Source organism: Flavobacterium sp. ALD4 (genome assembly GCF_002836475.1).
Taxonomy (GTDB): domain Bacteria; phylum Bacteroidota; class Bacteroidia; order Flavobacteriales; family Flavobacteriaceae; genus Flavobacterium.
In genome coordinates this window covers 38,275-62,823 of sequence record NZ_PJBJ01000022.1, presented here as the reverse complement: position 1 = coordinate 62,823, position 24,549 = coordinate 38,275, and the positions used below count along the sequence as shown (strand labels likewise).

At 35.3% G+C, this 24,549-nt stretch carries 16 protein-coding genes and 3 tRNA genes; 8 read left to right on the top strand and 11 right to left on the bottom strand.

All coding sequences use genetic code 11. The annotated features are described in order from the left end of the window. The first annotated feature begins 21 nt into the window (after nucleotides 1–21). Nucleotides 22–5,190 (top strand): T9SS type B sorting domain-containing protein, encoded by a 5,169-nt coding sequence (locus CXF59_RS00410; RefSeq protein ID WP_101135757.1) that lies wholly within the window; start codon nucleotides 22–24, stop codon nucleotides 5,188–5,190. 204 nt (nucleotides 5,191–5,394) lie between these two features. On the opposite strand, the gene typA is transcribed toward CXF59_RS00410, so the two are convergent. Further along, nucleotides 5,395–7,191 carry a translational GTPase TypA gene (typA, locus tag CXF59_RS00405; RefSeq protein ID WP_101135756.1) on the bottom strand — a complete coding sequence of 599 codons (1,797 nt, stop codon included), beginning with the start codon at nucleotides 7,189–7,191 and terminating at the stop codon, nucleotides 5,395–5,397. Between the two features lie 159 nt (nucleotides 7,192–7,350). Here typA and CXF59_RS00400 point away from each other — a divergent pair, with 159 nt between their 5' ends. Then, nucleotides 7,351–9,063, top strand: coding sequence for a PAS domain-containing protein (locus tag CXF59_RS00400; RefSeq protein WP_101135755.1), 1,713 nt, complete (start codon nucleotides 7,351–7,353; stop codon nucleotides 9,061–9,063). 4 nt (nucleotides 9,064–9,067) lie between these two features. Continuing rightward, a complete protein-coding gene (locus tag CXF59_RS00395) occupies nucleotides 9,068–9,490 on the top strand; it encodes a response regulator (RefSeq protein WP_101135754.1) in 423 nt (140 codons plus the stop codon). A gap of 347 nt (nucleotides 9,491–9,837) precedes the next feature. On the opposite strand, the gene rpsT is transcribed toward CXF59_RS00395, so the two are convergent. The 5 genes from rpsT to proS form a co-directional block, all read right to left on the bottom strand. Next, nucleotides 9,838–10,089 carry a 30S ribosomal protein S20 gene (rpsT, locus tag CXF59_RS00390; RefSeq protein ID WP_101135753.1) on the bottom strand — a complete coding sequence of 84 codons (252 nt, stop codon included), beginning with the start codon at nucleotides 10,087–10,089 and terminating at the stop codon, nucleotides 9,838–9,840. Nucleotides 10,090–10,125: 36 nt separating this feature from the next. After that, nucleotides 10,126–10,197, bottom strand: a tRNA-Glu gene (locus CXF59_RS00385). A gap of 41 nt (nucleotides 10,198–10,238) precedes the next feature. After that, nucleotides 10,239–10,310, bottom strand: a tRNA-Glu gene (locus CXF59_RS14820). Between the two features lie 43 nt (nucleotides 10,311–10,353). Then, a tRNA-Glu gene (locus CXF59_RS14815) sits at nucleotides 10,354–10,425 on the bottom strand. 78 nt (nucleotides 10,426–10,503) lie between these two features. Beyond that, nucleotides 10,504–11,982 carry a proline--tRNA ligase gene (proS, locus tag CXF59_RS00380; protein ID WP_101135752.1) on the bottom strand — a complete coding sequence of 493 codons (1,479 nt, stop codon included), beginning with the start codon at nucleotides 11,980–11,982 and terminating at the stop codon, nucleotides 10,504–10,506. Between the two features lie 101 nt (nucleotides 11,983–12,083). On the opposite strand from proS, the gene CXF59_RS00375 reads away from it, so the two are divergent. The 4 genes from CXF59_RS00375 (at nucleotide 12,084) to rimO (ending at nucleotide 17,956) form a co-directional block, all read left to right on the top strand. Next, on the top strand, nucleotides 12,084–13,082 hold the full coding sequence (locus CXF59_RS00375) for a hypothetical protein (protein WP_101135751.1): 999 nt from the start codon (nucleotides 12,084–12,086) through the stop codon (nucleotides 13,080–13,082). Nucleotides 13,083–13,893: 811 nt separating this feature from the next. Next, entirely contained in the window at nucleotides 13,894–14,844 is a 951-nt protein-coding gene (locus CXF59_RS00370) for a hypothetical protein (protein WP_101135750.1), read from the top strand. A 39-nt stretch (nucleotides 14,845–14,883) separates the two neighbouring features. Beyond that, nucleotides 14,884–16,386 (top strand): OmpP1/FadL family transporter, encoded by a 1,503-nt coding sequence (locus CXF59_RS00365; protein WP_101135749.1) that lies wholly within the window; start codon nucleotides 14,884–14,886, stop codon nucleotides 16,384–16,386. Nucleotides 16,387–16,642: 256 nt separating this feature from the next. After that, a complete protein-coding gene (gene rimO / locus CXF59_RS00360; RefSeq protein WP_101135748.1) occupies nucleotides 16,643–17,956 on the top strand; it encodes a 30S ribosomal protein S12 methylthiotransferase RimO in 1,314 nt (437 codons plus the stop codon). A 234-nt stretch (nucleotides 17,957–18,190) separates the two neighbouring features. On the opposite strand, the gene CXF59_RS15625 is transcribed toward rimO, so the two are convergent. Further along, nucleotides 18,191–18,406, bottom strand: a complete 216-nt coding sequence (locus CXF59_RS15625; protein WP_101135747.1) for an SWIM zinc finger family protein — start codon at nucleotides 18,404–18,406, stop codon at nucleotides 18,191–18,193. A 119-nt stretch (nucleotides 18,407–18,525) separates the two neighbouring features. On the opposite strand from CXF59_RS15625, the gene CXF59_RS00350 reads away from it, so the two are divergent. After that, nucleotides 18,526–19,428, top strand: a complete 903-nt coding sequence (locus CXF59_RS00350) for an N-acetylmuramoyl-L-alanine amidase (RefSeq protein WP_101135746.1) — start codon at nucleotides 18,526–18,528, stop codon at nucleotides 19,426–19,428. A gap of 169 nt (nucleotides 19,429–19,597) precedes the next feature. Here CXF59_RS00350 and CXF59_RS00345 read toward each other — a convergent pair whose 3' ends face one another. The 4 genes from CXF59_RS00345 to CXF59_RS00330 form a co-directional block, all read right to left on the bottom strand. Next, on the bottom strand, nucleotides 19,598–20,599 hold the full coding sequence (locus CXF59_RS00345) for a porin (protein WP_101136104.1): 1,002 nt from the start codon (nucleotides 20,597–20,599) through the stop codon (nucleotides 19,598–19,600). Nucleotides 20,600–21,510: 911 nt separating this feature from the next. Continuing rightward, nucleotides 21,511–21,927 (bottom strand): hypothetical protein, encoded by a 417-nt coding sequence (locus CXF59_RS00340; protein WP_101135745.1) that lies wholly within the window; start codon nucleotides 21,925–21,927, stop codon nucleotides 21,511–21,513. A gap of 11 nt (nucleotides 21,928–21,938) precedes the next feature. Further along, nucleotides 21,939–22,883 (bottom strand): nitronate monooxygenase family protein, encoded by a 945-nt coding sequence (locus CXF59_RS00335; RefSeq protein WP_101135744.1) that lies wholly within the window; start codon nucleotides 22,881–22,883, stop codon nucleotides 21,939–21,941. A 15-nt stretch (nucleotides 22,884–22,898) separates the two neighbouring features. Then, nucleotides 22,899–24,506: a S8 family serine peptidase gene (locus CXF59_RS00330; RefSeq protein WP_101135743.1), complete on the bottom strand. Its 1,608-nt coding sequence runs from the start codon at nucleotides 24,504–24,506 to the stop codon at nucleotides 22,899–22,901. Nucleotides 24,507–24,549: the final 43 nt, after the last annotated feature.

Below are 24,549 nucleotides of genomic sequence, written 5' to 3'. Positions count from 1 at the left end.
TTATTTACCTATTTTTAGCCTATGAAAAATGCTTTACTAACTTTCTTTACTTTTTTATCAATAAGCTCCTTTGCACAGTTTAGTAAAACGCATTATATCCCGCCTTTAACTGCACAAAACAACTTGGCAGAAGATCAATATGTATACATTTCGACACCTAGCAATACGGACGTTAGTGTCAAAATTATTGAAATTGGAGGAAACACAATTACACGAGTCGTTACTAATAGTAATCCAGTAATTCATCCTATTGGGCAAGGGAATAACAGTCAGTTATTTATTCCGAAAGCCAGTACGGGTAAAATAAGTAATAAAGGATATATCATTGAAGCTGATGATTTAATTTATACCAGCGTAAGAGTAAATGCAGGCGAAAATCCAAGTGGGTCCTATAATCACGCAGGGGGGCTAGTATCTAAAGGAAATAGTGCATTGGGAACTGAATTCAGATTAGGCGCTATGCTCAACCCACTTTTTGACACAAGTTTATTGAATTTTGCTTCGATTTTAGCAACGGAGAATGGCACAACAATTACCATTTCGAATATACCACCGGGTACAATACTTTCAAACGGAACCTTTTTTAATGGTCCATTAAATGTGATTTTAAACAAAAACGAAAGCTATGTTCTAGCCTTAGAAAATACAGATAACACCGTTCCTTCAAACAGTTCCAAAATTATTGGTGCACTAGTCACTGCAGACAAGCCGGTGGTAGTCAATTCGGGTTCTTTTGGCGGAAGCAATAGCGCGAATTTAGTACCAAATCAAAATGGAAATCTAGTTCCAAGCGGAAGGGATGTAGGTTTTGACCAAATAGTTCCATTTGACAAAACGGGAACAGAATATATTTTTGTAAAAGGAGCGGGTACAGATGAATTAGAACGGGTTATCTTGATTGCTCATAAACCAAATACTATCATTAATCTAAATGGAATTTCAGCTCCTTATGCAACTCTGGCTAATGAGGGTGATTATGTCGCGATTGATGGAAGCCAATTTAGTACAAATGGGAGTTTATATGTTTCAAGTTCTAATAAGGTTTTTGCTTACCAATGTATTGGCGGAAACAGCACTGTTTATTCTCCACCGGCCAATCAAAACATGTTCTTTGTACCACCCTTAAATTGTGCCACACCTAATACTGTAGATAACATTCCATATATTGAACAAATAGGAAATATAAATTACACTGACGGTAGTTTAAATATCGTAACTGAAGCTGGAGCAACTATATTAATAAACGGTGATCCTGTGACCTCTTTACCTATTACTATAGATGGGAAGTCTACTTTTGAAAGATATTCGATTCCAATTTCAACGGGAAATATAGCGGTGATATCAAGCAAGCAGGTTTATGTTTCCTTTTATAGCTCTAATGGCGCTGCAACCTATGGCGGATATTATTCCGGTTTTGATACAAAACCAGAAATCACATTTAGTAGCATAACTTCAACAACTACAGGCTGTATGCCTAATGTTGAATTAAGTATCACGTCAGACCCTTTAAACAATAGATTTCAATGGGTTTACAATGGTCAGGATATTCCAGGAGCAATATCAAACACGTATACACCAAGCCTTTCAGAAAAAGGACCTGGATATTATAAGGTTAAAAAATTCATTATCAGTTGTGGAACGGAAACTCCATCTGATGAAATTCCAGTAAGTGACTGCCCAATTGATACTGATAATGACGGAATAAATAATAATATTGACATTGATAACGATAATGATGGCATAACAAATTGCACAGAGTCTTATGGAGACAAAGCAATACCTGTTTCAAGCCCATCAGGTAGTGTTGCTATTGGCAATTACAGTAATTCATACATAGGGTCTCCAACAATTTCAGGTTCAGGAACAAATACTTTCACAGGAAGTTCGGGTGATAGCTTTACGACCAACTTAGCCGCAGGAATAACAAATGCTGTAACCTACAAATTAGATTTCAACAACCCAATCAGTGTCGGATTAAAATACAACCCCAGTACTACTGCAACTGCATCATCATTATCTAATGAAGAATTTGTAATTAAATCTGATACCAATAAAACGATAACTGTTTTAAACCCCTCAAATCAATTGTTAATTGACACTAATTATGATGGGATTTATGAAAGTGGTGTTATTGTTTATTCTTCTTTTGAAATTCGATTTAGATTAAATAGCACTATCTTACTACCTACTTCTGGATCAGCTCCGACAGTTGATTTTAAATTTCAAACCTATTTATCAAAATCGATTAGTTTTACCCATAAAAACTTATCTGATTCAGATACAAACAATGCGAGTTTTAGCTTTTTTGCCGTTTGCGTTCCAAGAGATTCTGATGGTGATGGTATCACAGATGACTTAGATGCAGATAGCGATAACGACGGAATACCTGATAGTATTGAGGCTCAAGGAAACAACCTAATTACATTATTTACCGATGCCAATCATGATGGTTTGTATGATGCTTTTGGAGCTAATGGACTAACTCCAAAAGATACTGATAATGACGGAGTTGCCGATTATTTAGATTTAGATAGTGACAATGATGGAATTTATGATTTAGTAGAAGATGGAAGTAATGCCATAGATGCTAATTCAGACGGAATTATAGATGGCAATCCAGCGAGTTTTGGCTCAAATGGTCTTTATGATTCTGTAGAAACCTTTATAGATTCTGGAATATTAAAATACTCTATTACTGACACCGATGGTAATGGAATAGCGAATTATCGTGACTTAGACAGTGATAATGATTTATGTAGTGATGTTTTTGAAGCTGGATTTACAGATCCGGACGGAGATAAACTTCTCGGAGGAACTGTTTCTCCAACTGTTGATGCTAATGGAGTTGTTACGAGCGGCATTGGCTATACAACCCCAAATCAAAACTACATTATTGCTGCCCCAATTGTAATAACGACACAACCTGATGCTCCGCCAACTTGTGAATCAGAAAATGTAAATATTTCAATAACTGATAATGGTGATAGCTACCAATGGCAACTTTCTACCAATGGTACAACTTGGACAGATATATCTAATACTGCAACGTATTCAAACGCTACTACAAACACCATGACTATTACAAGTGTTTCCAATGCAATGAACGATTTCAAATATCGCGTTAAACTGAACAAAATCGGAAATTCTTGCGGTTTGGATTCTGATCCAACAACATTAATAGTTAATCCATTACCAATTGTAAATGTTACAACAATTATACAATGTGATGATGATTCAGATTTAAAAACATTTTTCAATTTAACATTGAAAAACAACGTAATTTCTAACAATTTTATAAATGAAAATTTCACATACTACACTTCACAAGCTGAAGCAAATAATCCATTATCAATTGTTCCAATTTCAACACCACTTGCTTTTGAGAATATAAATCCCCCCCTTCCAGCTCCCCAAGGAATAATGTATGTTTGGGTAAGAGTAGCTGATAAAATTACTGGTTGTTTTAGGATTGCCAAATTAACATTAAAAGTTGCATCGTCACAATTCCCACTAGGCTATAGTTTTAAAGTACCTCCTGTTTGTGATGACACTCTAGCGGCAGACGGATCATCAACAGCTGAGCTAAATACAAATAAAAGAGATGGGATAACTTCTTTTGATTTAACCAATGCTATTGCAGATGTAGAAGCTAAACTACCTTTACCATTATCAGATCACAATATTAAATATTATAGAAACAGGAACGATGCTTTAGTTCAAAATGACACTTTTGGAAATTCACTTGCCATAAATCCTACTGAATATAAAAACTTTAGGAATGACATTCCTAATGTTCAAAATATTTGGGTAAGAGTCAATAATAATTTAACTAATGATTGCGGCTTTGGCTTTGGTGACTTCATTAAACTATCAGTTGAAAAACTACCCTTTGCAAATCCTGTCACTATTCCTAGACAATGTGACGACAATCAAGATGGAGTTTATACTTTTAACACCGCTGCGCTTCAATCGACGTTATTGAATGGTCAAACTGATGTAACTGTGACCTATTTTGATTCAAGTAATAATCCTTTGCCAAGTCCATTCCCTGCCACATTTGCAACACCTTCGCAAACCATTAAAGCGGTCGTGACTAATAATTCGACATTAAAGTGTTATGATGAAACACTAATTGTATTTACTGTCGATGATCTACCGGAAGCTTTTTCAATACCTACTTCCTTGACGACAGTATGTGATGACGAGCCAAAGCCTTTACTTCAAAATGGGCAATTTGCTTTCGACACATCAACTTTTGAGGCGACAATTCTGAACGGGCAAACTGGGATGATTGTTAAGTACTTTGACAAAAATGGAAATTCATTACCTAGTCCCTTGCCCAATCCATTTGTTACTGTTACACAAAACATTAAGGTCACAATTGAAAACACGATAAACACAACATGTACTGCGTCTCTAATTATTCCTTTTATTGTTAATCCTTTACCCAATATCAGCTTAAATACAAATGGAAATGAGGATGCATTAATTTGTGATGATAACCCTAAATTTAGTGTTGAACTTGATGCCGGAATTCAAGATGGCACATCAATAACTAATTATGCCTATGCCTGGAATAAAGTTGGGGTTTCTCCTTCTATAGGAACAAATTACACATTGCTTGTATTTGAAGAAGGTATATACTCAGTTAAAGTAACCAATTCATGGGGTTGTAGTAGAATTCGAACTATAAAGGTAACCGCTTCGAATATTGCCACGATTCAAACCATTGACATTGCTGACATGACAGATATTAATACCGTTACCGTAAATGTAACTGGTTCTGGTAATTATGAATATAGCTTAAATGATTCATACGGACCTTTTCAATCATCTAATTTCTTTGATAATGTTCCTGCAGGAATACACGAAGTATATGTAAACGATAAAAATGGATGTGGTATTGTCAGCCAACGTATTGCGATACTTGGAGCGCCAAAATTTTTCACTCCAAATGGTGATGGATATAATGACTACTGGAATTTAAAAGGAGCAAATAAAGACTTTAATTCTAAATCTATTATATTTATTTTTGACCGTTACGGCAAACTTCTTAAAAAAATAAATCCATCTGATGAAGGTTGGGATGGTACTTTCAATGGTCTGACGCTTCCCGCGGATGACTATTGGTTTACAATAGAGCTGGAAGATGGAAGAGCTGCAAAGGGCCATTTTAGTTTGAAAAGATAAGTAATACTGATTATGTATTCAATATACTTCAATAAAAATTGGATCGCTTTCATACTATATCGGCCTTATACCATAATTTTCCGTACTAATAAAGAACTATAATTAGTATAACCTACTTATTTAGGATGAAATCATAACTTATCTAAATAGCAGGCATAAAAAAAGCCATTCTTTCGAATGGCTTTTTTCTATTTAATAATAAAATTAGATTTTAAATCTTTTTCTATCAGTTTCAGTCAAATGTATTTTTCTCAAACGAATAGATTTCGGAGTTACCTCTACATATTCATCTTTCTGAATGTATTCTAAAGCTTCTTCTAATGAGAAAATAATTGGAGGTATTATTCTCGCTTTTTCATCATTTCCAGAAGAACGAACGTTAGACTGTTTCTTAGCCTTAGTTACGTTTACACTCATATCATCACTACGTGAATTTTCTCCAATTACTTGACCTTCATAAATTTCATCATTAGGGTTAACGAAGAATTTACCACGATCTTGTAATTTATCGATAGAATAAGGAATTGCTTTTCCATTTTCCATAGAGATCAGTGAACCATTATTTCTTCCAGGAATTGCTCCTTTAAAAGGTTCGTATCCTATGAAACGGTGCGACATAATAGCTTCTCCAGCAGTAGCAGTCAACAATTGATTACGCAATCCGATAATTCCACGTGATGGAATATTGAATTTTATAATCATACGTTCTCCTTTACCTTCCATGCTCAACATTTCTCCTTTACGGATTGTAACAAACTCTACAGCTCTTCCAGAAAGATTTTCTGGTAAATCGATAGTTAATTCCTCAATTGGCTCACATTTTTTACCATCAATTTCTTTGATGATAACCTGCGGTTGACCAATTTGTAATTCATATCCTTCTCTTCTCATTGTTTCAATAAGAACAGACAAGTGAAGTACTCCACGTCCAAAAACCATAAATTTATCAGCAGAATCAGTTTCACCCATTTTCATGGCTAAATTTTTCTCTAATTCTTTTGTCAATCTATCTCTAATATGACGAGAAGTCACAAATTTACCCTCTTTACCAAAGAAAGGAGAGTCATTGATTGTAAACAACATACTCATTGTAGGCTCATCAATAGCGATTGATTTCAAAGCTTCCGGATTATCATAATCAGCGATAGTATCACCAATTTCAAAACCTTCAACTCCAACAATAGCACATATATCTCCAGCAGTTACTTCTTGCACTTTCTTACGACCAAGACCTTCAAAAGTATGAAGCTCTTTAATTCTTGATTTTGTTGTTGTACCATCTCTTTTAACTAATGAGATTGGCATACCTTCTTTCAACACACCTCTTTCAAGACGACCGATAGCGATACGACCCGTAAAAGCTGAAAAGTCTAATGACGTAATCAACATTTGTGGAGTACCTTCTGAAACTTTAGGAGCAGGCACGTTAGCAAGTACCATATCTAACAATGCTTCAACATTATCCGTTACGTTTTCCCAATGGTCAGACATCCAGTTATTTTTAGCCGAACCGTAAACAGTTGGAAAATCTAACTGCCACTCTTCTGCACCTAATTCAAACATTAAGTCAAATACTTTCTCATGAACTTCTTCAGGAGTACAGTTTTCTTTATCAACTTTATTAATTACAACGCATGGCTTCAAACCAAGGTCAAGCGCTTTTTGTAATACAAAACGTGTCTGTGGCATTGGTCCTTCAAAAGCATCTACTAGTAGACAAACTCCATCAGCCATATTCAATACTCGTTCTACCTCACCACCAAAATCGGCGTGACCAGGAGTGTCAATAATGTTGATTTTTGTTCCTTTGTATACTACCGAAACATTTTTAGAAGTAATGGTAATACCTCTTTCACGCTCTAAGTCGTTGTTATCAAGGATTAGATCACCTGTGTTTTCGTTGTCACGAAATAATTGACAGTGATACATAATTTTATCAACCAAAGTTGTTTTACCGTGATCGACGTGGGCAATAATTGCAATGTTTCTAATAGATTCCATCTGTGATTTTTAATGTGTGCAAAGGTACACTTTATTTTGACATAAAAAATATTTCTACAATAGTTTACATATTGTTAACGTTTTAGATATCAAATTAGAGTAGAAAAATAAGTGTATCAGGGTATTTTATAATTCATTATAATTAATTACATTTGAGTGATGAAAAGCAAAACCAACCAGTTAACTCTCATTTATATCATTATAGCCGTCTTTTTGGCTATCGTTTTTCACAAACTTTCCGTAAAGTACTATTTTTTAGATGATTACCTGTTTTACAATTTCTCGAAGGATCTTGTTTTAGTATTTTTTACTGGTATTACTTTTAGGTATATACTATCCACTAACGACAAGAGAAGCAAAATTATTTTTGAAAAACTCAAGAATACAAACGACGAAATTAAAGAATCAAATGAAAAATACGATATTGTAGCCAAGGCTACTAGCGACACTATATGGGATTGGAAAATACAGGAAGACAATCTCTTTTGGAGCAAAGGAATAAAAAGTATTTTCGGGTACGAACAACATCAAGTTGGAGACAGTTCAAAATGGTGGTTTGACAACATACATCCCGAAGATAGTATCAAAATGTCAATTAAACTCTATTCTTTTATAGAACAAAAAACAGAAAATTGGCAAGATGAATACCGCTTTAAATGCGCTGACAACTCCTATAAATATGTACTTGACAGAGGATTCCTTCTAAAAGACGAAAATGGCAAAGCAATCAGAATGATTGGGGCCATTCAAGATATCACAAAGCAAAAAGAAGAAGAACTGCGACTTAAGTTACTAGAAACCGTAATTGTTCAAACTAAAGATTCAATAATGATTACGGAAGCCAATTTTAACGCACGTAAATTACCAAAAATAGTTTATGTCAATCCGGCTTTTTCAGTCATGACAGGATATTCTACTTACGAAATTATAGGCAAATCTCCAGACCTCTTAAGAGGCGTTAATTCCGATAAGAGTAATATCAAAAAAATAATATCGGCTATAACAAACAGAGAGGAGCGTGTAATAGAAATGATAGCTTACACCAAGAACCAAGAAGAGTTTTGGTTGCGATTTTCAATGATTCCGATTTACAATTCAGAAAATGAACTATCACATTGGGTTTCGATACAAAGAGATGTTTCTGAAGAGAGAAATCAGGAAAAAGAAAAAGAACATCTCATTCGGGAATTAACTCAAAATAATAAGGACTTGAAGCAATTTTCATATATCACTTCCCACAACCTTAGGGCCCCTTTGTCTAACCTAACTGGTTTATTGAGTTTACTCGACGATATACCCATTGAAAACTCGGAACTAAAAGAAATCTTAAACGGCTTCAATAAGTCAACTCACCTACTAAATGAGACAATCAATGATCTAACTAAGGTGATGATCATAAAAGATAACCCTTCCATTCAAAAAGAAGCGGTTGTACTAAAAGAAGTGTTTGATAACGTTTACAGCCAACTCACTTTTCAAATTAGCACCCTCCAGCCTATAATACGTATTGATTTTGAGAAAGCCCCTGTAGTAGAGATCAACAAATCTTACATAGAGAGCATCCTATTGAATCTTTTGACAAATTCCATAAAATATAAATCAGAAAATAAAACACTTAAAATAGTGGCATCTACTCATCAAGGGGAGAGATACACCACGTTGATTTTTCAAGACAATGGAATCGGAATTGATTTAGAAAGAAATCGAGATAAAGTTTTCGGTCTTTACCAAAGGTTTCACAACTACCCTGACAGCAAAGGACTGGGACTATACCTCGTAAAATCACAAGTTGAAGCTATGGGAGGAACCATTAGTATCGAAAGCGAAGTCGATAAAGGAACTACTTTTACTTTAACATTTAAAAACAAATAACATAATGCTAGACCTAATTTTATGTGTTGATGACGACCCTATAACCCTAATGCTATGCAAAAAAGTAATTTGCAAAACCACATTTTCGAATGAAATTGTTACAGCACAAAATGGAGAGGAAGCACTTCGTTACTTTGATTCACTCAAACTAGAAGTAACTAATCCTGATTCCAAAAAGCAACCTCAATTAATTTTTTTAGATTTAAATATGCCTGTAATGGGCGGCTGGGAATTTTTAGATTGTTTTAGCAGCGCCAGCTATTCTGATTTTAACACTACCACAAAAGTCTTAATTCTTTCGTCAACAATCGATCCAGAAGATTTAGAAAAAGCAAAGACATACCCTATGGTTATCGATTTTTTATCAAAACCCATTACCCTGTCCATGCTGGATTATTTATCAAATAAAGGCGTTACACAACATTAAGCCATCAATAGGCTTGGTCGAAGCAAACCGCTTTTATACCCTTAAAAGAAGGTCGCATCGATCAGTCTTTGAAACGAAAGTTAACTTAAAAAAAAAAAGCTCCTTAAAAAGGAGCTTTTTTTATAGCATATATAAGATATAGTGCTTACCAATTTAGAAACGTATTTCGTTAATTTAGATTTTAAATTAAACGCTTTACTATCGAAGCAAACCGCTTTTACACCCTTAAAAGAAAGTAGAATCGATTAGTCTTTGAAACGAGAGTTCGCTTTAACTTTAAAAAAAAAAGATAAAAAAAGCTCCTTAAAAAGGAGCCTTTTTTTTATGGCATATCTAAATTGTAATGCTTACAATTTAGAAACGTATTTCGTTAATTTAGATTTTAAATTAGATGCTTTGTTATCATGAATGATATTCTTTTTAGCTAATTTATCAATCATAGAAATTACATTTGATAACTTAGATGTAGCATCTACCTTATCAGTTGCTATTCTTAATGCTTTAATTGCATTACGAGTAGTTTTGTGTTGGTATCTGTTTAATACTCTTCTCTTTTCGTTACTTCTGATTCTCTTTAGAGCTGACTTATGATTTGCCATTTTATTACTTTTTTATCTTTTACTATTCTTTTTTTGTAGTCCGTAAGGGAATCGAACCCCTGTTACCAAGACGAAATCTTGGCGTCCTAACCCCTAGACGAACGGACCATTATCCTCCTAAGTTTTTTCTTCAATTTAAATTGAAATTGTAGTCCGTAGGGGAGTCGAACCCCTCTTTCCTGGATGAAAACCAGAGATCCTAACCGATAGATGAACGGACCATCTCCTTTTAAAGCTAAGGAATACTTTGCAAAACAAAAATAGTAGTCCGTAGGGGAGTCGAACCCCTCTTTCCTGGATGAAAACCAGAGATCCTAACCGATAGATGAACGGACCGTGCTTCTGTAATGCGGATGCAAAAATACAACTATTTTTTAGACGTACAATACTAGAGGCAAAAAAATTTGTTTTTTTTTAATATGCCTTTGCAAACAGCACCCTTCTATTAGAAGAATTACCAGTGAGAATACAGCTTCCCGCCTCTTCTACACCATCCAAAGGGATACATCTAATAGTAGCTTTTGTAAGATCCTTAATTTTCTCTTCAGTACCTGCTGTTCCGTCCCAATGCGCTGATACAAAACCACCTTTATCATTTAAAACCGATTTAAACTCCTCAAAACTGTTCACTTCAGTGATATGAGAGTCTCTATAATTTAATGCTTTATTAAACAAATCTGCTTGAATTTGCGCTAACAAATCGCTGATATACGTCGCAATTCCGTCTTTAGGCTTCACTTCTTTTGTCAAAGTATCTCTTCGAGCCACTTCAAAAGTTCCGTTTTCCAAATCTTTCGGTCCTACTGCAATTCGGACAGGAACCCCTTTCAATTCCCATTCAGCAAATTTAAATCCGGGTTTTTGAGTTGTTCTATCATCGTATTTCACCGAAACATGAAGTTTTTTCAACTCCGATATTAAAATATTTACCTCAGTAGTGATTTCCGCTAACTGTTCGTCCGTTTTATGTATTGGTACGATCACAACTTGTATAGGCGCTAAATTGGGCGGTAAAACCAATCCTTTGTCATCTGAATGTGTCATTACCAGCGCTCCCATCAAACGAGTTGAAACACCCCATGAGGTTCCCCAAACATATTCCTGCTTCCCTTCGGCATTAGCAAATTTCACGTCGAATGCTTTTGCGAAGTTCTGTCCCAAGAAATGTGACGTTCCCGCCTGAAGCGCTTTACCGTCTTGCATTAATGCTTCAATACAATAAGTCTCTTCTGCTCCGGCAAATCGCTCTGTTTCCGTTTTTATCCCTTTTACGACCGGAATAGCCATAAAATTTTCAGCAAACTCAGCATACACGTTCATCATTCTTTCAGTTTCCTCGATAGCTTCATTCCTAGTTGCGTGTGCCGTATGCCCCTCTTGCCATAAAAACTCGGCTGTCCTCAAGAACAATCGTGTTCTCATCTCCCATCGAACCACATTGGCCCATTGATTGATTAACAAAGGTAAATCTCTATACGATTGCACCCACCCTTTATAAGTAGACCAGATAATTGCTTCACTTGTAGGTCGAACAATAAGCTCTTCTTCTAGTTTTGCATTAGGATCCACCATTAACTTACCCGGTTTATCTGGATCGTTTTTTAATCTGTAATGCGTCACAATAGCACATTCTTTTGCAAATCCTTCCGCATTTTTCTCTTCTGCCTCAAACATGCTTTTAGGAACAAATAAAGGGAAATAGGCATTTTGATGACCTGTCTCTTTAAACATTCGATCCAACTCTGCTTGCATTTTTTCCCAAATGGCATATCCGTATGGCTTGATTACCATACAGCCTCTAACACCCGAATTTTCAGCTAAATCAGCTTTTACAACCAGTTCATTATACCATTTTGAATAATCTTCTGATCTTGTAGTAAGGTTCTTGCTCATATTGAATAGTTTGGTACAAATTTTGCTTTATTTTTTTTATCTAAATAGTTCCACAAAACTAACTATTTTTGTCCTGCACAACAATAAAAAACCTTACAGATATGAAAACTATTATTTTTTCATCCCACAAAGCCTCCCTTTTCACTCTTGCTGGGTTTTTGAGTCTTTTGACGGTCTCTTGTGGCTCCTATCAAAATAGTTCTTACTATGATTCTGATGGAATTTACGGAAACTCCTACAGCAGAACTATTGAAACGGAAACTCAAAACAATCAAAATCAATACAAAGATTACTTTGGATCTTTACAAAATAACAGCCCGTCTACCGAAATCTTTACAGATATCGACAATTACAATGATTATAATTTAGAAAACGACTACGAAAACTATCCTGGATGGGGCAGTAACCAACAAAGCGTAAGCCTCAACGTTTACGATACCGGATGGGCAATGAATAACTGGTACGGAAACAACTGGGGGTGGAATGGAAGTTACGGTTGGGGAATGAACGTTGGCTTTGGCTGGAATAGCTGGTATGGAAATAATTGGGGCTGGAACAATTGGTATGGCAACAATTGGGGCTGGAATAACTGGTATGGAAATGGCTGGGGATACTCTAATTACCAAAATAATAGCAACTACTCCTACAACTCAAGCAGAAGAGGTTCTACGCATACCAACTCAGTAAACGGGAACAGAAATTTCAGTTCCAGAAATTATCAGGATAACATAAGTGACACAAACAAAAATACCAACGAGACGGACTACAGAAGAAATTCAAACAACCCTTTCGATTCCAACAACAGACCAACTTTCAGTAGAAGATATAATTCCACTAATCAAAACGACAATACACCTTCTCGATCAAGAGTAAATCAAAACGAGACAAGACGAGACAGTTATACTCCTACAAGAAATAATAGCAGCAACCAAAACAACAATACACCGAGGAACACTAACCTTTTTGACAACAGCAATAACGATAGAAACAATACTAGCCCTAACACTTCAAGAAGTGAGAGCTACTCGCCTTCAAGTTCTAGCTCTTCTAACTCCGGAAATGAAAGGTCTTCTGGCGGTGGCAGAAGAGGAGGACGCTAAAATTAAATCAAGACTTTAATTTAAATAAAAAACCTTTATTTGAACAAAAACGAATACATATATTTTAATTTCAAGTTTTACAGTTAGCGCTCAGTCTTAAGAAACCTCAGGTGCTACAAGATACTCCCAAAATAATCTAAGCAGAACCGTTTGCTTTCAAGCAATAAGTGGAGCTTTAGGAGAGCACTTTTGCCCTGCAAGCATAAAGCCCATTTGCATCAGCGGTTTTTATAAATAACCAAACTATAGTCAGTCTAAGTAATGATAATATAAAAATTAATTCAAATTATTTTAGTGCTAAGACAACCCAAAAAGACGATTTCTTTGATCTGAGTCAAGCTAAAGATATTTTAGTTTTTAATAATGCTTAAAATAGCGATTGGAAAAAATTTTCGGCAGCTATTAGTTATGAGAAAACCAATAATTACAATAACCCCGTTTTTTCCGAAGGAACAAATCCCAACACCTCAATTGGCACTTATTATATAAACTTTGCAAATGGAATTCCATTAGATACTCTAGAACGTTCTAAATACAGCAATTTAAGCCATATATCGCAACAAGCTTAGCTACTAAGATATGCTATAAACCCCTTAAACAATGATATAAACAATACCTAATCCACCCCAAACGTTGCTCGTAGCAGCACTTAGCATCAAAAAAATAACATTTTGAATAATCTGCTAATCTTGCAACAAGTTTCTCACTCATATTGAGTAGTTTGGCATAAATTTTGTGCTATATTATTTATATAAATAGTTCAACAAAACTAACTATTTTTGTAATGTGCAACAATCAAAACTCTACAGACATGAAACCTAGTATCCTTTCTTTCCAAAACAAATCAATATACTACATTCTTGGATTATTGAGCGTCCTATTGACATCTTGTGGATCCTACCAAAATAGCTCGTACTATGATTCCGATGGGATTTACGGTAACTCCTACAACAGGCCTATTGAAACGGAGACTCAGAACAATCAAAATCAATACAAAGAGTACTTTGGATCTTTACAAAATAACAACCAATCTACCGAAATCTTTACAGATGTCGACAATTACAATAATTCTAATTTAGAAAACAACAACTCACAAAACGATTACGAAAACTATCCTGGATGGGGTAGTAACCCTCAAGGGGTAAGCATTAATGTTTACGATACCGGATGGGCAATGAATAATTGGTACGGAAACAACTGGGGATGGAATGGAGGTTACGGCTGGGGAATGAACGTAGGATTTGGTTTGAATAACTGGTATGGAAATAATTGGGGATGGAACAATTGGTATGGAAATGGCTGGGGCTGGAATAATTGGTATGGAAATAACTGGTATGGGAATGGCTGGGGATATTATAATTACCAAAACAACAGTAACTACTCCAATAACCCAAGCAGAAGAGGTTCTTCCTATTCCAATTCCATAAACGGAGATAGAAACTACAGTAGTAGAAACTATTCCCAAAATAGAACTAACAATAATAGAAGCACAAACTACACAGATAGAAGAAGAAGCTCAAATTACAGTAGCGATAGCAGAACTCGAACAAGTCCCACATTTACGAGAAGAAGTCAGAACCAAAATAATTCTTACAACGCTCCTACTCGAACGAGAGTTAATAGAAACACTAGCAGACAGCAAAACTCAAGCAATTCAAGAAACAATAGCTATACCCCTTCAAGATCAAATAGCGGTAATAGCGGCAGATCCTCAAACAGTGGTGGAGGTGGAAGAAGATCCTCTGGAGGAGGAAGAAGATAATTATCATTGTCATATATCAAAAACATAAAGAATATTAAAATGAAAAAATATTTATTTTTATTAGCTACGGGTTTTACATTTGGCGTAGCCCAATCACAAGAGATAAAAGATGCCTTACGCTACTCACAAGACAATCTAAACGGAACTGCTCGCTTTCAGGCAATGAGCGGGGCTTTTGGGGCCTTGGGTGGAGACTTTTCCTCTATAGGCATCAACCCAGCCGGATCTGCTGTTTTTTCAAACAACCAAGTTGGAATCACGCTAAGCAATAGAGATACAAAAAATAATTCAAATTATTTTGGCACAACAACAACTCAAAAAGATAATTCTTTTGACCTCAATCAAGCCGGAGGTGTTTTTGTCTTTAACAACAATAATACAAAAAGCGGTTGGAAAAAGTTTTCAGTGGCCGTAAATTATGAGAATACTAATAATTATAATAATTCTGTATTTAGCGCTGGAACAAATCCCAATAATTCCGTCGGTTCCTATTTTGTGAAATTTGCAAATGGAATTCCCCTGAATATTTTAGAAGATTCTAATTACGGAAATTTAAGCAATGGGGAGCAACAAGCATTTTTAGGCTATCAAGGGTATGTTATAAATCCCGTAAATAATGACCCAAACAATACCGAGTATACATCAAACGTAGCTGCAGGAGGTAATTATTATCAGGAAAATACAATTTATTCAAGCGGTTATAACGGAAAGCTATCTTTTAATGCAGCGACATCCTATAATGACCGATTATATATAGGCCTGAATCTTAATTCACATTTCACGGACTTCAGACAATCCTCTCTTTTTTATGAAGACAATAATAATACTTTAGGGACTGATTACGACGTAACCAAATTACAATTTAACAATGACCTATATACTTATGGTACAGGCTTCTCCTTTCAATTAGGTACTATTGCAAAAGTAACCAACGAGGTACGTTTGGGACTTGCTTACGAATCATCAACTTGGTACCGTTTAAGTGACGAGCTCTCCCAAAAGCTTATTGCAGTAAGCAGTAATAGCGACGGTTCTCTTCCTTCAGATGTTGTGGACCCCAGAATTACGAATGTATATGCTGCATACAAATTGCAGACACCAAGCAAACTAACAGGAAGCTTTGCCTATGTTTTTGGAAAATCTGGTTTAATCAGTATTGATTACGCAATAAAAGACTACCGCAACACCAAGTTTAAACCTGAAAACGACACTTATTTTAACGGCTTGAACAACACTATGAGTAACACCTTAGACAATACCGGTGAATTGAGAATAGGCGGCGAATATAAAATTGAGAAACTGAGCCTGAGAGCAGGATATCGTTATGAGCAAAGTCCTTACAAAAACACGAACACCATTGGTGACTTGACAGGCTATTCAGGAGGTCTGGGATATAATTTTGGTTCAACGAAAGTTGATTTATCTTATGCTTATGCCGAAAGAGACTCACAGCAAGGCTTTTTTACGCAAGGGTTAACTGATGGCGCTAAAATAAATTCCGTCAACAATACAATCTCATTGACTTTATTGTTTGAATTGTAATCCAAATAAGAAATAAAAACAGAAAAACCCGTTGCAACGAATTGGAACGGATTTTTTTATACCCCAAATCACTTCACTTAAATTTTATTTTCAATTGAGTCCAATAAACATCGTTTGCAGTGAAATCCTTCCCTGTTTTTCTTCAGGAAATTACAACAGATGCGGATAATGCCCCCTTAAATAAAAGCTAAAAGACCCCAGAAAAAGCTCTGTTTGAATAAAAAAAACGTAATTTTGCACTCCAATTTATAAATATATGAGAACCAAGTCATTAAAAAAGAATAAAATCAACGTGATCACTCTAGGGTGCTCTAAAAACATATACGACAGTGAAGTGCTGATGGGACAACTACGCGCAAGCGGAAAGGATGTTGCGCATGAAGCTCCAGCTGCCGAAGAAGGAAATATTATTGTCATTAATACCTGTGGATTTATCGACAATGCAAAAGCCGAATCAGTGAACATGATTTTGGAATATGCTGATAAAAAAGAAAAAGGATTAGTAGATAAGGTTTTTGTTACCGGATGTCTGTCGGAACGTTACAGACCTGATTTAGAAAAAGAAATACCAAATGTAGATCAATATTTTGGGACAACTGAATTGCCTGCATTATTGAAAGCCTTGGGAGCTGATTATAAACATGAGTTACTGGGAGAGCGATTGACCACTACCCCGAAAAATTATGCTTATTTAAAAATTGCCGAAGGTTGCGACAGACCTTGTAGTTTTTGTGCTATTCCAATCATGCGTGGAAAACACGTTTCACAAACTATTGAAAAGCTAGTCAAAGAGACCGAAGGATTAGCAAGAGATGGTGTGAAAGAGTTGATCTTAATTGCACAAGACCTAACTTACTACGGTCTTGATATTTATAAAAAACGTAATCTTGGCGAATTACTGGAAGCATTGGTAAAAGTAGAAGGAATCGAATGGATACGTTTGCACTATGCCTTCCCGACCGGTTTCCCTATGGATGTTTTGGAAATCATGAAACGTGAGCCTAAGATTTGTAATTATATTGACATTCCATTACAGCATATTTCAGATTCTATCTTGAAATCAATGCGTCGCGGAACAACTCAAGAGAAAACAACCAAATTATTAAAAGATTTCCGCGCAGCAGTTCCAGAAATGGCGATTCGTACGACTCTAATCGTAGGATATCCAGGAGAAACGCAGGAAGACTTTAATATCTTAAAAGACTGGGTTCAAGAAATGAAATTTGACAGAATGGGATGTTTTGCCTATTCTCACGAAGAAAACACCCATGCATACTTATTGGAAGACGATGTTCCCGCTGATGTGAAGCAAGACCGCGCTAATGAAATAATGGAATTACAATCTCAAATTTCATGGGATTTAAACCAATTAAAACTAGGTCAAACTTTCAAATGTATTATCGACAGGAAAGAAGGTGGTCATTTTGTGGGAAGAACGGAATTTGATAGTCCAGATGTAGATAACGAAGTACTAATTGATGCCTCAAAACATTATGTGAAAACCGGAGATTTTGCTATGATAAAAATTATTGAAGCCACTGAATTTGACTTATACGGAGAACCTGTATAGATTTTTGACATTCATTACCTAACAAAACTATTTGATAACCCTTTTTTAAAAAATAAACATGAAAACAATTCAAATCTTATTCGTTTTGGCACTTATGTTATTATCCATAGATACCGTTTCGGCACAATATCGAAACAACGGTTATGGAGGAGGCGGTTATGGCGGAGGTGGATACGGAAATCAAAACGGAAGAAATAATCAAATGGCTCAAATGCCTCAGGGCCCGAGCCACGATCAGCCTAAAGAAATCCCTGTCGAGGTTACTGTTGGTAAAATAATTGAAAAGTTAAAACCAGAACTTAACCTTGATGCATTACAGGAAATTGCCATCGCAAATGTATTGACAGATAGCATGAGAACACAAGGAATCTTATTAAAAGCTGACACCGGACAAGAACAAAAAGCAAAAGAAATTGAAGCCCTTTCAGAAACTATGGACAGGAAAATCAATCAGTTTTTAAATGAGGATCAAAAAGTAAAATACAAAGCGCTGAACGAAGAAGGCAAAAACAAAAAATCAAGAAGAAATAGATAATTATATTTTTAAACAAAACAAGTTCCTTTAAATTATGAAAAAATATTTCTATTATCTGATTGTTGCGGGCATAGTAGCTTCCTGTTCCACAAATCCCTATAAAGCAAGCGAAAAAGAATATGACACTAAGCTAAAAACCTTTAAAGAAACTATATCAAATAAAGAACCTGAGCCATTACCCATCGTTTCAAAAACGATAATAAATATAGATAATGTATACACAAAACAATTATACTCCTTCAAGGATACTATGTCCGAAATGGGATCAACTGCTTTAGATAACGGCATACGTACTGAATGGATTGGCACCGTGAATTTCAATTTGCGAAAACCTAATTTCATCATCATTCACCATACAGCCCAAGACTCGCTTCAACAAACGATAAAAACGTTTACCGTAACCAGAACCCAAGTAAGCGCACATTATGTTATTGCCGATGACGGTAGTGTAGTACAAATGTTAAATGACTATTTACGCGCATGGCATGCTGGTAGAGGTTCGTGGGGGAAAGACACCGATATCAACTCATCATCAATAGGAATTGAGCTTGACAATAATGGAACAGAGGTTTTTTCCGAAGCACAAATTACCAGCTTAATGGCACTATTGAGCAAATTAAAGAAAGAATATAATATTCCAACTCAAAACATTGTAGGCCATTCAGACATTGCCCCTACTCGTAAAAATGACCCCAGCGCCCTATTCCCTTGGAATACATTGGCCGAAAATGGATTTGGTTTATGGAAAGATGATGTTTTGGAAACCGCTCCACTTGATTTTAACCCGGAACAGGCACTACGAATCATAGGATATGACACCAAAAATCTTCCTTCTGCCATAACAGCGTTTAAGTTACACTTTATCCAAACGGAAGTCGATTCAATTTTAAATCAAAACACTATCAATACAATTTACTCGATTTATAAAAAACAGTAAATTGACACTATAAACGCATCTTAAAAACAGTTCTTTGACTTATCAAAGAACTGTTTTTTTTTGATATAAACTAAAGATTTAAGGATACCTATTACAGTTCATTCATTATAATAAAAAAACTGCCAACACACCTTACAGTGTCTTGGCAGTCAAAAAAAAAATTATAAATTTAGAATCCGTAAACCACTGCTAAAGCAAATTGAGATGCCGATTTTGTAGGGTCTCCGCTCGATTTTTCGAAAGTTTCATCAGAACCGCTATCTAATCTAAACTCAGGAATAAGAGTTAATCCACCAGCTTTTAAATTAGCTGATAATGTTAATGCAGTTACTGAGTTATCCCCAGACCCTTCTTTAAATTTAAAATACTCCCCACGTAAACCCAAGCTAAATTTATCACTTACATCCACTGCAGGATATAAAGCTAAACCTGTATAACCTACTTTACCTTCATTTGAGAAATCAGCGGCATTTAAGCCTAGTTTGAATTTATCAGAAAGTTGGAATGACGCCGTTAAATCAACTATAGTACCACTAACAGAACCATCCATAAAATTAAGATAAGCACTTACACCATCAGTAGGAGCAAATGACAACTGAGCCCCAAATGCATTTAAACCTTTGATTGGATCTGCTTTATAAGAATTCCAAGCATCATTAAAAGCGCCAACCATGATACCCACTTTATCAGAGATTGCATAATTTGCTTTAACTCCCGCATTTTGGAATGGCCCATTCGTAAATAAATAGGAAGTTGAATAATGAAAATTAGCAACTGGCGAGATTACCTCATACCCAATAAAAGTCCCCATGTAACCCGCAGTGAAACTTAATTTATCTGTCGCAGCATAAGTTGCATATAAGTTTTGAATGTGGAAACTATTTAAATCTGTTCCATCACCATTAGGTATAGACTGGAATTGACCTCTTGGGCCAAAGGAAATTTCCCCTACAAAAGAAGCTTTACCTGTTGTTTTTTTCAAAGCAATATCAAGCATACCTAAAGAAACTGAGTTTTGGTCAGTTGCGAAACTAGTGCCTATATTTTCTTTCTTTGCAAAATCATATTTATAGTACACATCTGCAGAGCCTGAGATTTCTAATGGACTATTCTGCGCAAATGTTAGGCTCCCGGTCAACGCTAGAGCTAAAGTTAAAATTACTTTTTTCATCATCATTTTGTTTTGGTTATTTATTATTTTGGTTGTTGGTTATTTATTTTCTTACTGATTTTAACTTTTTTGTTGGGACGAATTTATCAACTTTTACTCTAGTTAAATAAATAAATATTGACTTTTTGATTTGATTTGGAAAGAATTATCAATTACAAAAAATCACTTCAAAAAAACAAGAAATCCACATTTTTGTCAATATAAAAATATTATATTCATAATTAATTTTTGACAGTAGACCACGTGTTTTTTAGTATTTGGAAGTAAATATTAAATTTAAATCACTATTATCTAACTTAAAATATCTTAATAACGAAATTAACCCCATTAAGATTAGGGGTAATGAAATTTATTTACATTTATAACCTAGCGTAAAATAAGATTAATATCATAAAAAAAAGGAGTACACTAAAATTTCAAGCTTCAACCCTAACTGGAAGAAAAACCGAAGCACAGAGGAGTTCAAAAAATCACTCAGTGCTTCTCAAAATAGAATACAGTAAAATGAATGAATAAATGACCGAGTTGGACAACTCAGCAAGAGCTTTTCATACTTGTATAAGTAAAGTAATTTACGGAAGTTACTTCCGATAGAATCTCATGCCAGCTTCTCATAAAGATAGAAAGTCGCTAATTAAGTACGTTCTTGTAATATGCGTACTAATTGTTTTAAACCAGATGCATTCTTATGAATTTAGCATGCACTGACGAAATCGGTTCTCCTTTTGACCCCACAAACACAAATACGATAATCGACCCCTAACTAAAAATAGAATACAAAAAAAGCGATTGAGAATAGAATTCACTCTATTCAACAATCGCTTAATCTTATAAATTTAATACGGTATCGGCTCTTTTTTATAGCCTATTAAAAATAACCCGAAGCGGAACGCAACTCAATTTTGATTTATTTACCCTTCTAAATTAAAAATATTATAAACAATAATCCTATTTCCATAATTAACATATAATTGCTTTCTATTATCCTGGTGCTTCCTAGTTATTATGGAAAGAGTACAATCATCTCCATTATTATCCTTACAGGTAAAGGAGTAAACAACATCAGTATCATTTTCCTCAGTTGCCTGATACTCGATGATTTCAAACAATTGAATAATTTGGGAGTAAATAACAATTCTGCTTTTATCGGTATCCAATGAAACTACAACATTTACCAATTCTAAATCAGACCATTTTCCCCATTTCCCTTTTTCGTTTTTCTCCAAAAAACTAACACCTGAAGTTTTGAATTTATAAATCTGACTATAGCCCTGTTGCAACCCAACTCCAAAGAACAGCAACACTATATATAATTTAATTTTGGTCATTAGTTCAATAATTAAAAATCAAGAGCTACTATTTCTTTTCTCGCCATATTATAATCTGCCATCATTTCTAAAATGATTCCTTCTGCCGATTTTACTTCATGTATCAAACCTGCAATTTGACCGATCTCCAACTCACCTTCAATTAAATCACCTTCAAACATACCTCGTTTTGCCCTTGCTCTGCCTAACAACGTCACTAATTCATCCTTTGTTGGACATTTCTCATATAAACTTTGAACATCCTGAAAAAACTTGTTCTTTATTAACCGAACGGGAGCCAATTCCTTTAATGTAAGTTGTGTCCCTCCTTCTTTAGTTTCTATTATCGTTTTCTTAAAATTGTCATGTGCCGATGATTCCATCGATGCCGCAAATCTACTACCCACCTGAACAGCATCTGCCCCCAAAACCATTGCGGCAAGCATTCCTCGTCCGTTTGCAATCCCTCCTGCTGCAATAACAGGAATTTTTATTTGTTCTTTTACCATTGGAATTAACGTAAAAGTAGTAGTTTCATCCCTTCCGTTATGACCACCGGCTTCAAAACCTTCTGCGACTATAGCGTCTACTCCTGCATTTTGCGCTTTTAACGCAAATAAAGTACTACTGACTACATGCACTACCGTAATACCGTTTTCTTTTAAATACGGAGTCCATATTTTTGGATTTCCTGCCGAGGTAAAAACAATTTTCACTCCTTCTTCGACAATAATCTTCATGATTTCTTCCACATTGGGATACAACATAGGAACATTCACTCCAAAGGGTTTAGAAGTTTCTTTTTTACATTTCTGAATGTGTTCGCGTAGTACTTCCGGATACATGGATCCCGCTCCTATCAATCCTAATCCTCCTGCATTACTTACTGCACTTGCGAGTTTATGCCCACTTACCCAAATCATTCCTGCTTGGATAATAGGATATTTTATATTAAAAAGCTTTGTAATTGTATTCATTTAGTAGGTTGGATATTATTGTTTTATTATTTTTCCGCTTTTCGAAAAAGCCTCCGATTCAATTTTATAGATATAAATTCCATTACTTAATGATTTTAATGAGAAAGTATCTACCGGACTGCTAACTTCTCGTTCTAAAACTTTTTGTCCTAAAACGGTATAAAAAACAACCGTTCCTTTATTAAAACTTTCAGGAAACCGAACCGAAATATAATCAGAAGTTGGGTTCGGATAAACCACAAAATAATTGTTGGCAAGATCCTTTACAGAAAGAGTTAAAGCCAAACTGAAATCAGGAATACCATAACCATATTGAGCTGTCGGTGCAGTATATCTGTCCGCGGATTCAATAATTAACGCTCTGATTTCTTTATTTGTTTTCGTGGGGAACGCCTGCCAAAAAGAAGCAACCATACCAGCCATGACAGGCCCAGAAAAAGACGTTCCACTTGCAGTTACGATAGCACCAAATTGATTTGATAAAACAGTGGACACTCCTTGTGCCATTACATCCGGTTTTACCCTTTGGTCGTAGGAAGGACCAATAGAACTAAAGGAAACTCTTGTCTCTAATGAATTAACGGCTCCAATTGCAAGTACAGACACTGCATCGGCTGGTGCTCCAATATGAGGATTCAAAGTAACTCCTTCATTACCTGCAGATGCGACAACAATCATTCCTCTACTAAAAGCGATTTCAGCTCCTCTAGATATAAAAGCCGTAGTTCCATTCATTTCACTATAGGTATGACTGTAGGCAGCATTGTCAAATTCGAAGTATCCCAAAGATGTATTAATAATATCTACTCCTAAACTATCTGCTTTTTCAGCTGCCTCAACCCAAAGTGATTCCTCCACTGGGTTCTCGCTTCTAACATCTTCAGTAATAAACAAGTAATATGAAGCATCTGGGGCAGTCCCTACTAATTTATTTTCCGTATAACCTCCCATAGTTGATAGGACTGATGTTCCGTGAGAATCTGAAGTATACACATTAGATTCTCTCAATACAAAATTATAACCATCCAAAATTTGCTTATTATTTCTCAGCCTTTGAAAAGGCTGTGTCGTATCTACCCCCAAAAAACCTGAATCCATTATAGCGATAATCTTTCCTGTACCAGTATAATTTTGTTTGTGTAATACGTCGCCGTTAAGCATCTTAATTTGATTATCGGATGAACCGTAAGCATAATCAATTTTAATCTTCCTGGTCTTCCCTTGTTCTTTTTGCTTAAATACCTTCGCTGTTTTACCTGCTTGATTCAATGTTTTGTTGGCGAAATCTACTTTATCCACAAAAGCGAATCCTTTCAACGAATTTATCAAGGTTTGAGTCCCTCGAATATGAAGCGCATTCATCCATTTTGATTTTGCCATAACAGTAATCCCCGTAACGGATTTTACTTGACTTATGTAAGCGGGATTAATGGGAACATCTTTGAAATCAATTGCTATATTTTGATTTGTTCTTCTTTCCAAAGCTCTTTGAGAAAGCATCAGTATGGGCGAGTCAAAATACGACTGCTGATTCGATTTAGCATTGAAATAAACCCATGCATCTTCTTGAGAAAAAGCTATGGTACTAAGCGATAACAATAAGAATAGAAAAAACTTTTTCATAGTCAATTTTCACATGAGACAAAACGATATCGCCCAATAATTA

Coding starts and splice junctions, on each gene's coding strand:
- CXF59_RS00410 (WP_101135757.1), top strand. CDS start 22: ATGAAAAATGCTTTACTAACTTTCTTTACTTTTTTATCAATAAGCTCC.
- typA (WP_101135756.1), bottom strand. CDS start 7,191: ATGGAATCTATTAGAAACATTGCAATTATTGCCCACGTCGATCACGGT.
- CXF59_RS00400 (WP_101135755.1), top strand. CDS start 7,351: ATGAAAAGCAAAACCAACCAGTTAACTCTCATTTATATCATTATAGCC.
- CXF59_RS00395 (WP_101135754.1), top strand. CDS start 9,068: ATGCTAGACCTAATTTTATGTGTTGATGACGACCCTATAACCCTAATG.
- rpsT (WP_101135753.1), bottom strand. CDS start 10,089: ATGGCAAATCATAAGTCAGCTCTAAAGAGAATCAGAAGTAACGAAAAG.
- proS (WP_101135752.1), bottom strand. CDS start 11,982: ATGAGCAAGAACCTTACTACAAGATCAGAAGATTATTCAAAATGGTAT.
- CXF59_RS00375 (WP_101135751.1), top strand. CDS start 12,084: ATGAAAACTATTATTTTTTCATCCCACAAAGCCTCCCTTTTCACTCTT.
- CXF59_RS00370 (WP_101135750.1), top strand. CDS start 13,894: ATGAAACCTAGTATCCTTTCTTTCCAAAACAAATCAATATACTACATT.
- CXF59_RS00365 (WP_101135749.1), top strand. CDS start 14,884: ATGAAAAAATATTTATTTTTATTAGCTACGGGTTTTACATTTGGCGTA.
- rimO (WP_101135748.1), top strand. CDS start 16,643: ATGAGAACCAAGTCATTAAAAAAGAATAAAATCAACGTGATCACTCTA.
- CXF59_RS00350 (WP_101135746.1), top strand. CDS start 18,526: ATGAAAAAATATTTCTATTATCTGATTGTTGCGGGCATAGTAGCTTCC.
- CXF59_RS00345 (WP_101136104.1), bottom strand. CDS start 20,599: ATGAAAAAAGTAATTTTAACTTTAGCTCTAGCGTTGACCGGGAGCCTA.
- CXF59_RS00340 (WP_101135745.1), bottom strand. CDS start 21,927: ATGACCAAAATTAAATTATATATAGTGTTGCTGTTCTTTGGAGTTGGG.
- CXF59_RS00335 (WP_101135744.1), bottom strand. CDS start 22,883: ATGAATACAATTACAAAGCTTTTTAATATAAAATATCCTATTATCCAA.
- CXF59_RS00330 (WP_101135743.1), bottom strand. CDS start 24,506: ATGAAAAAGTTTTTTCTATTCTTATTGTTATCGCTTAGTACCATAGCT.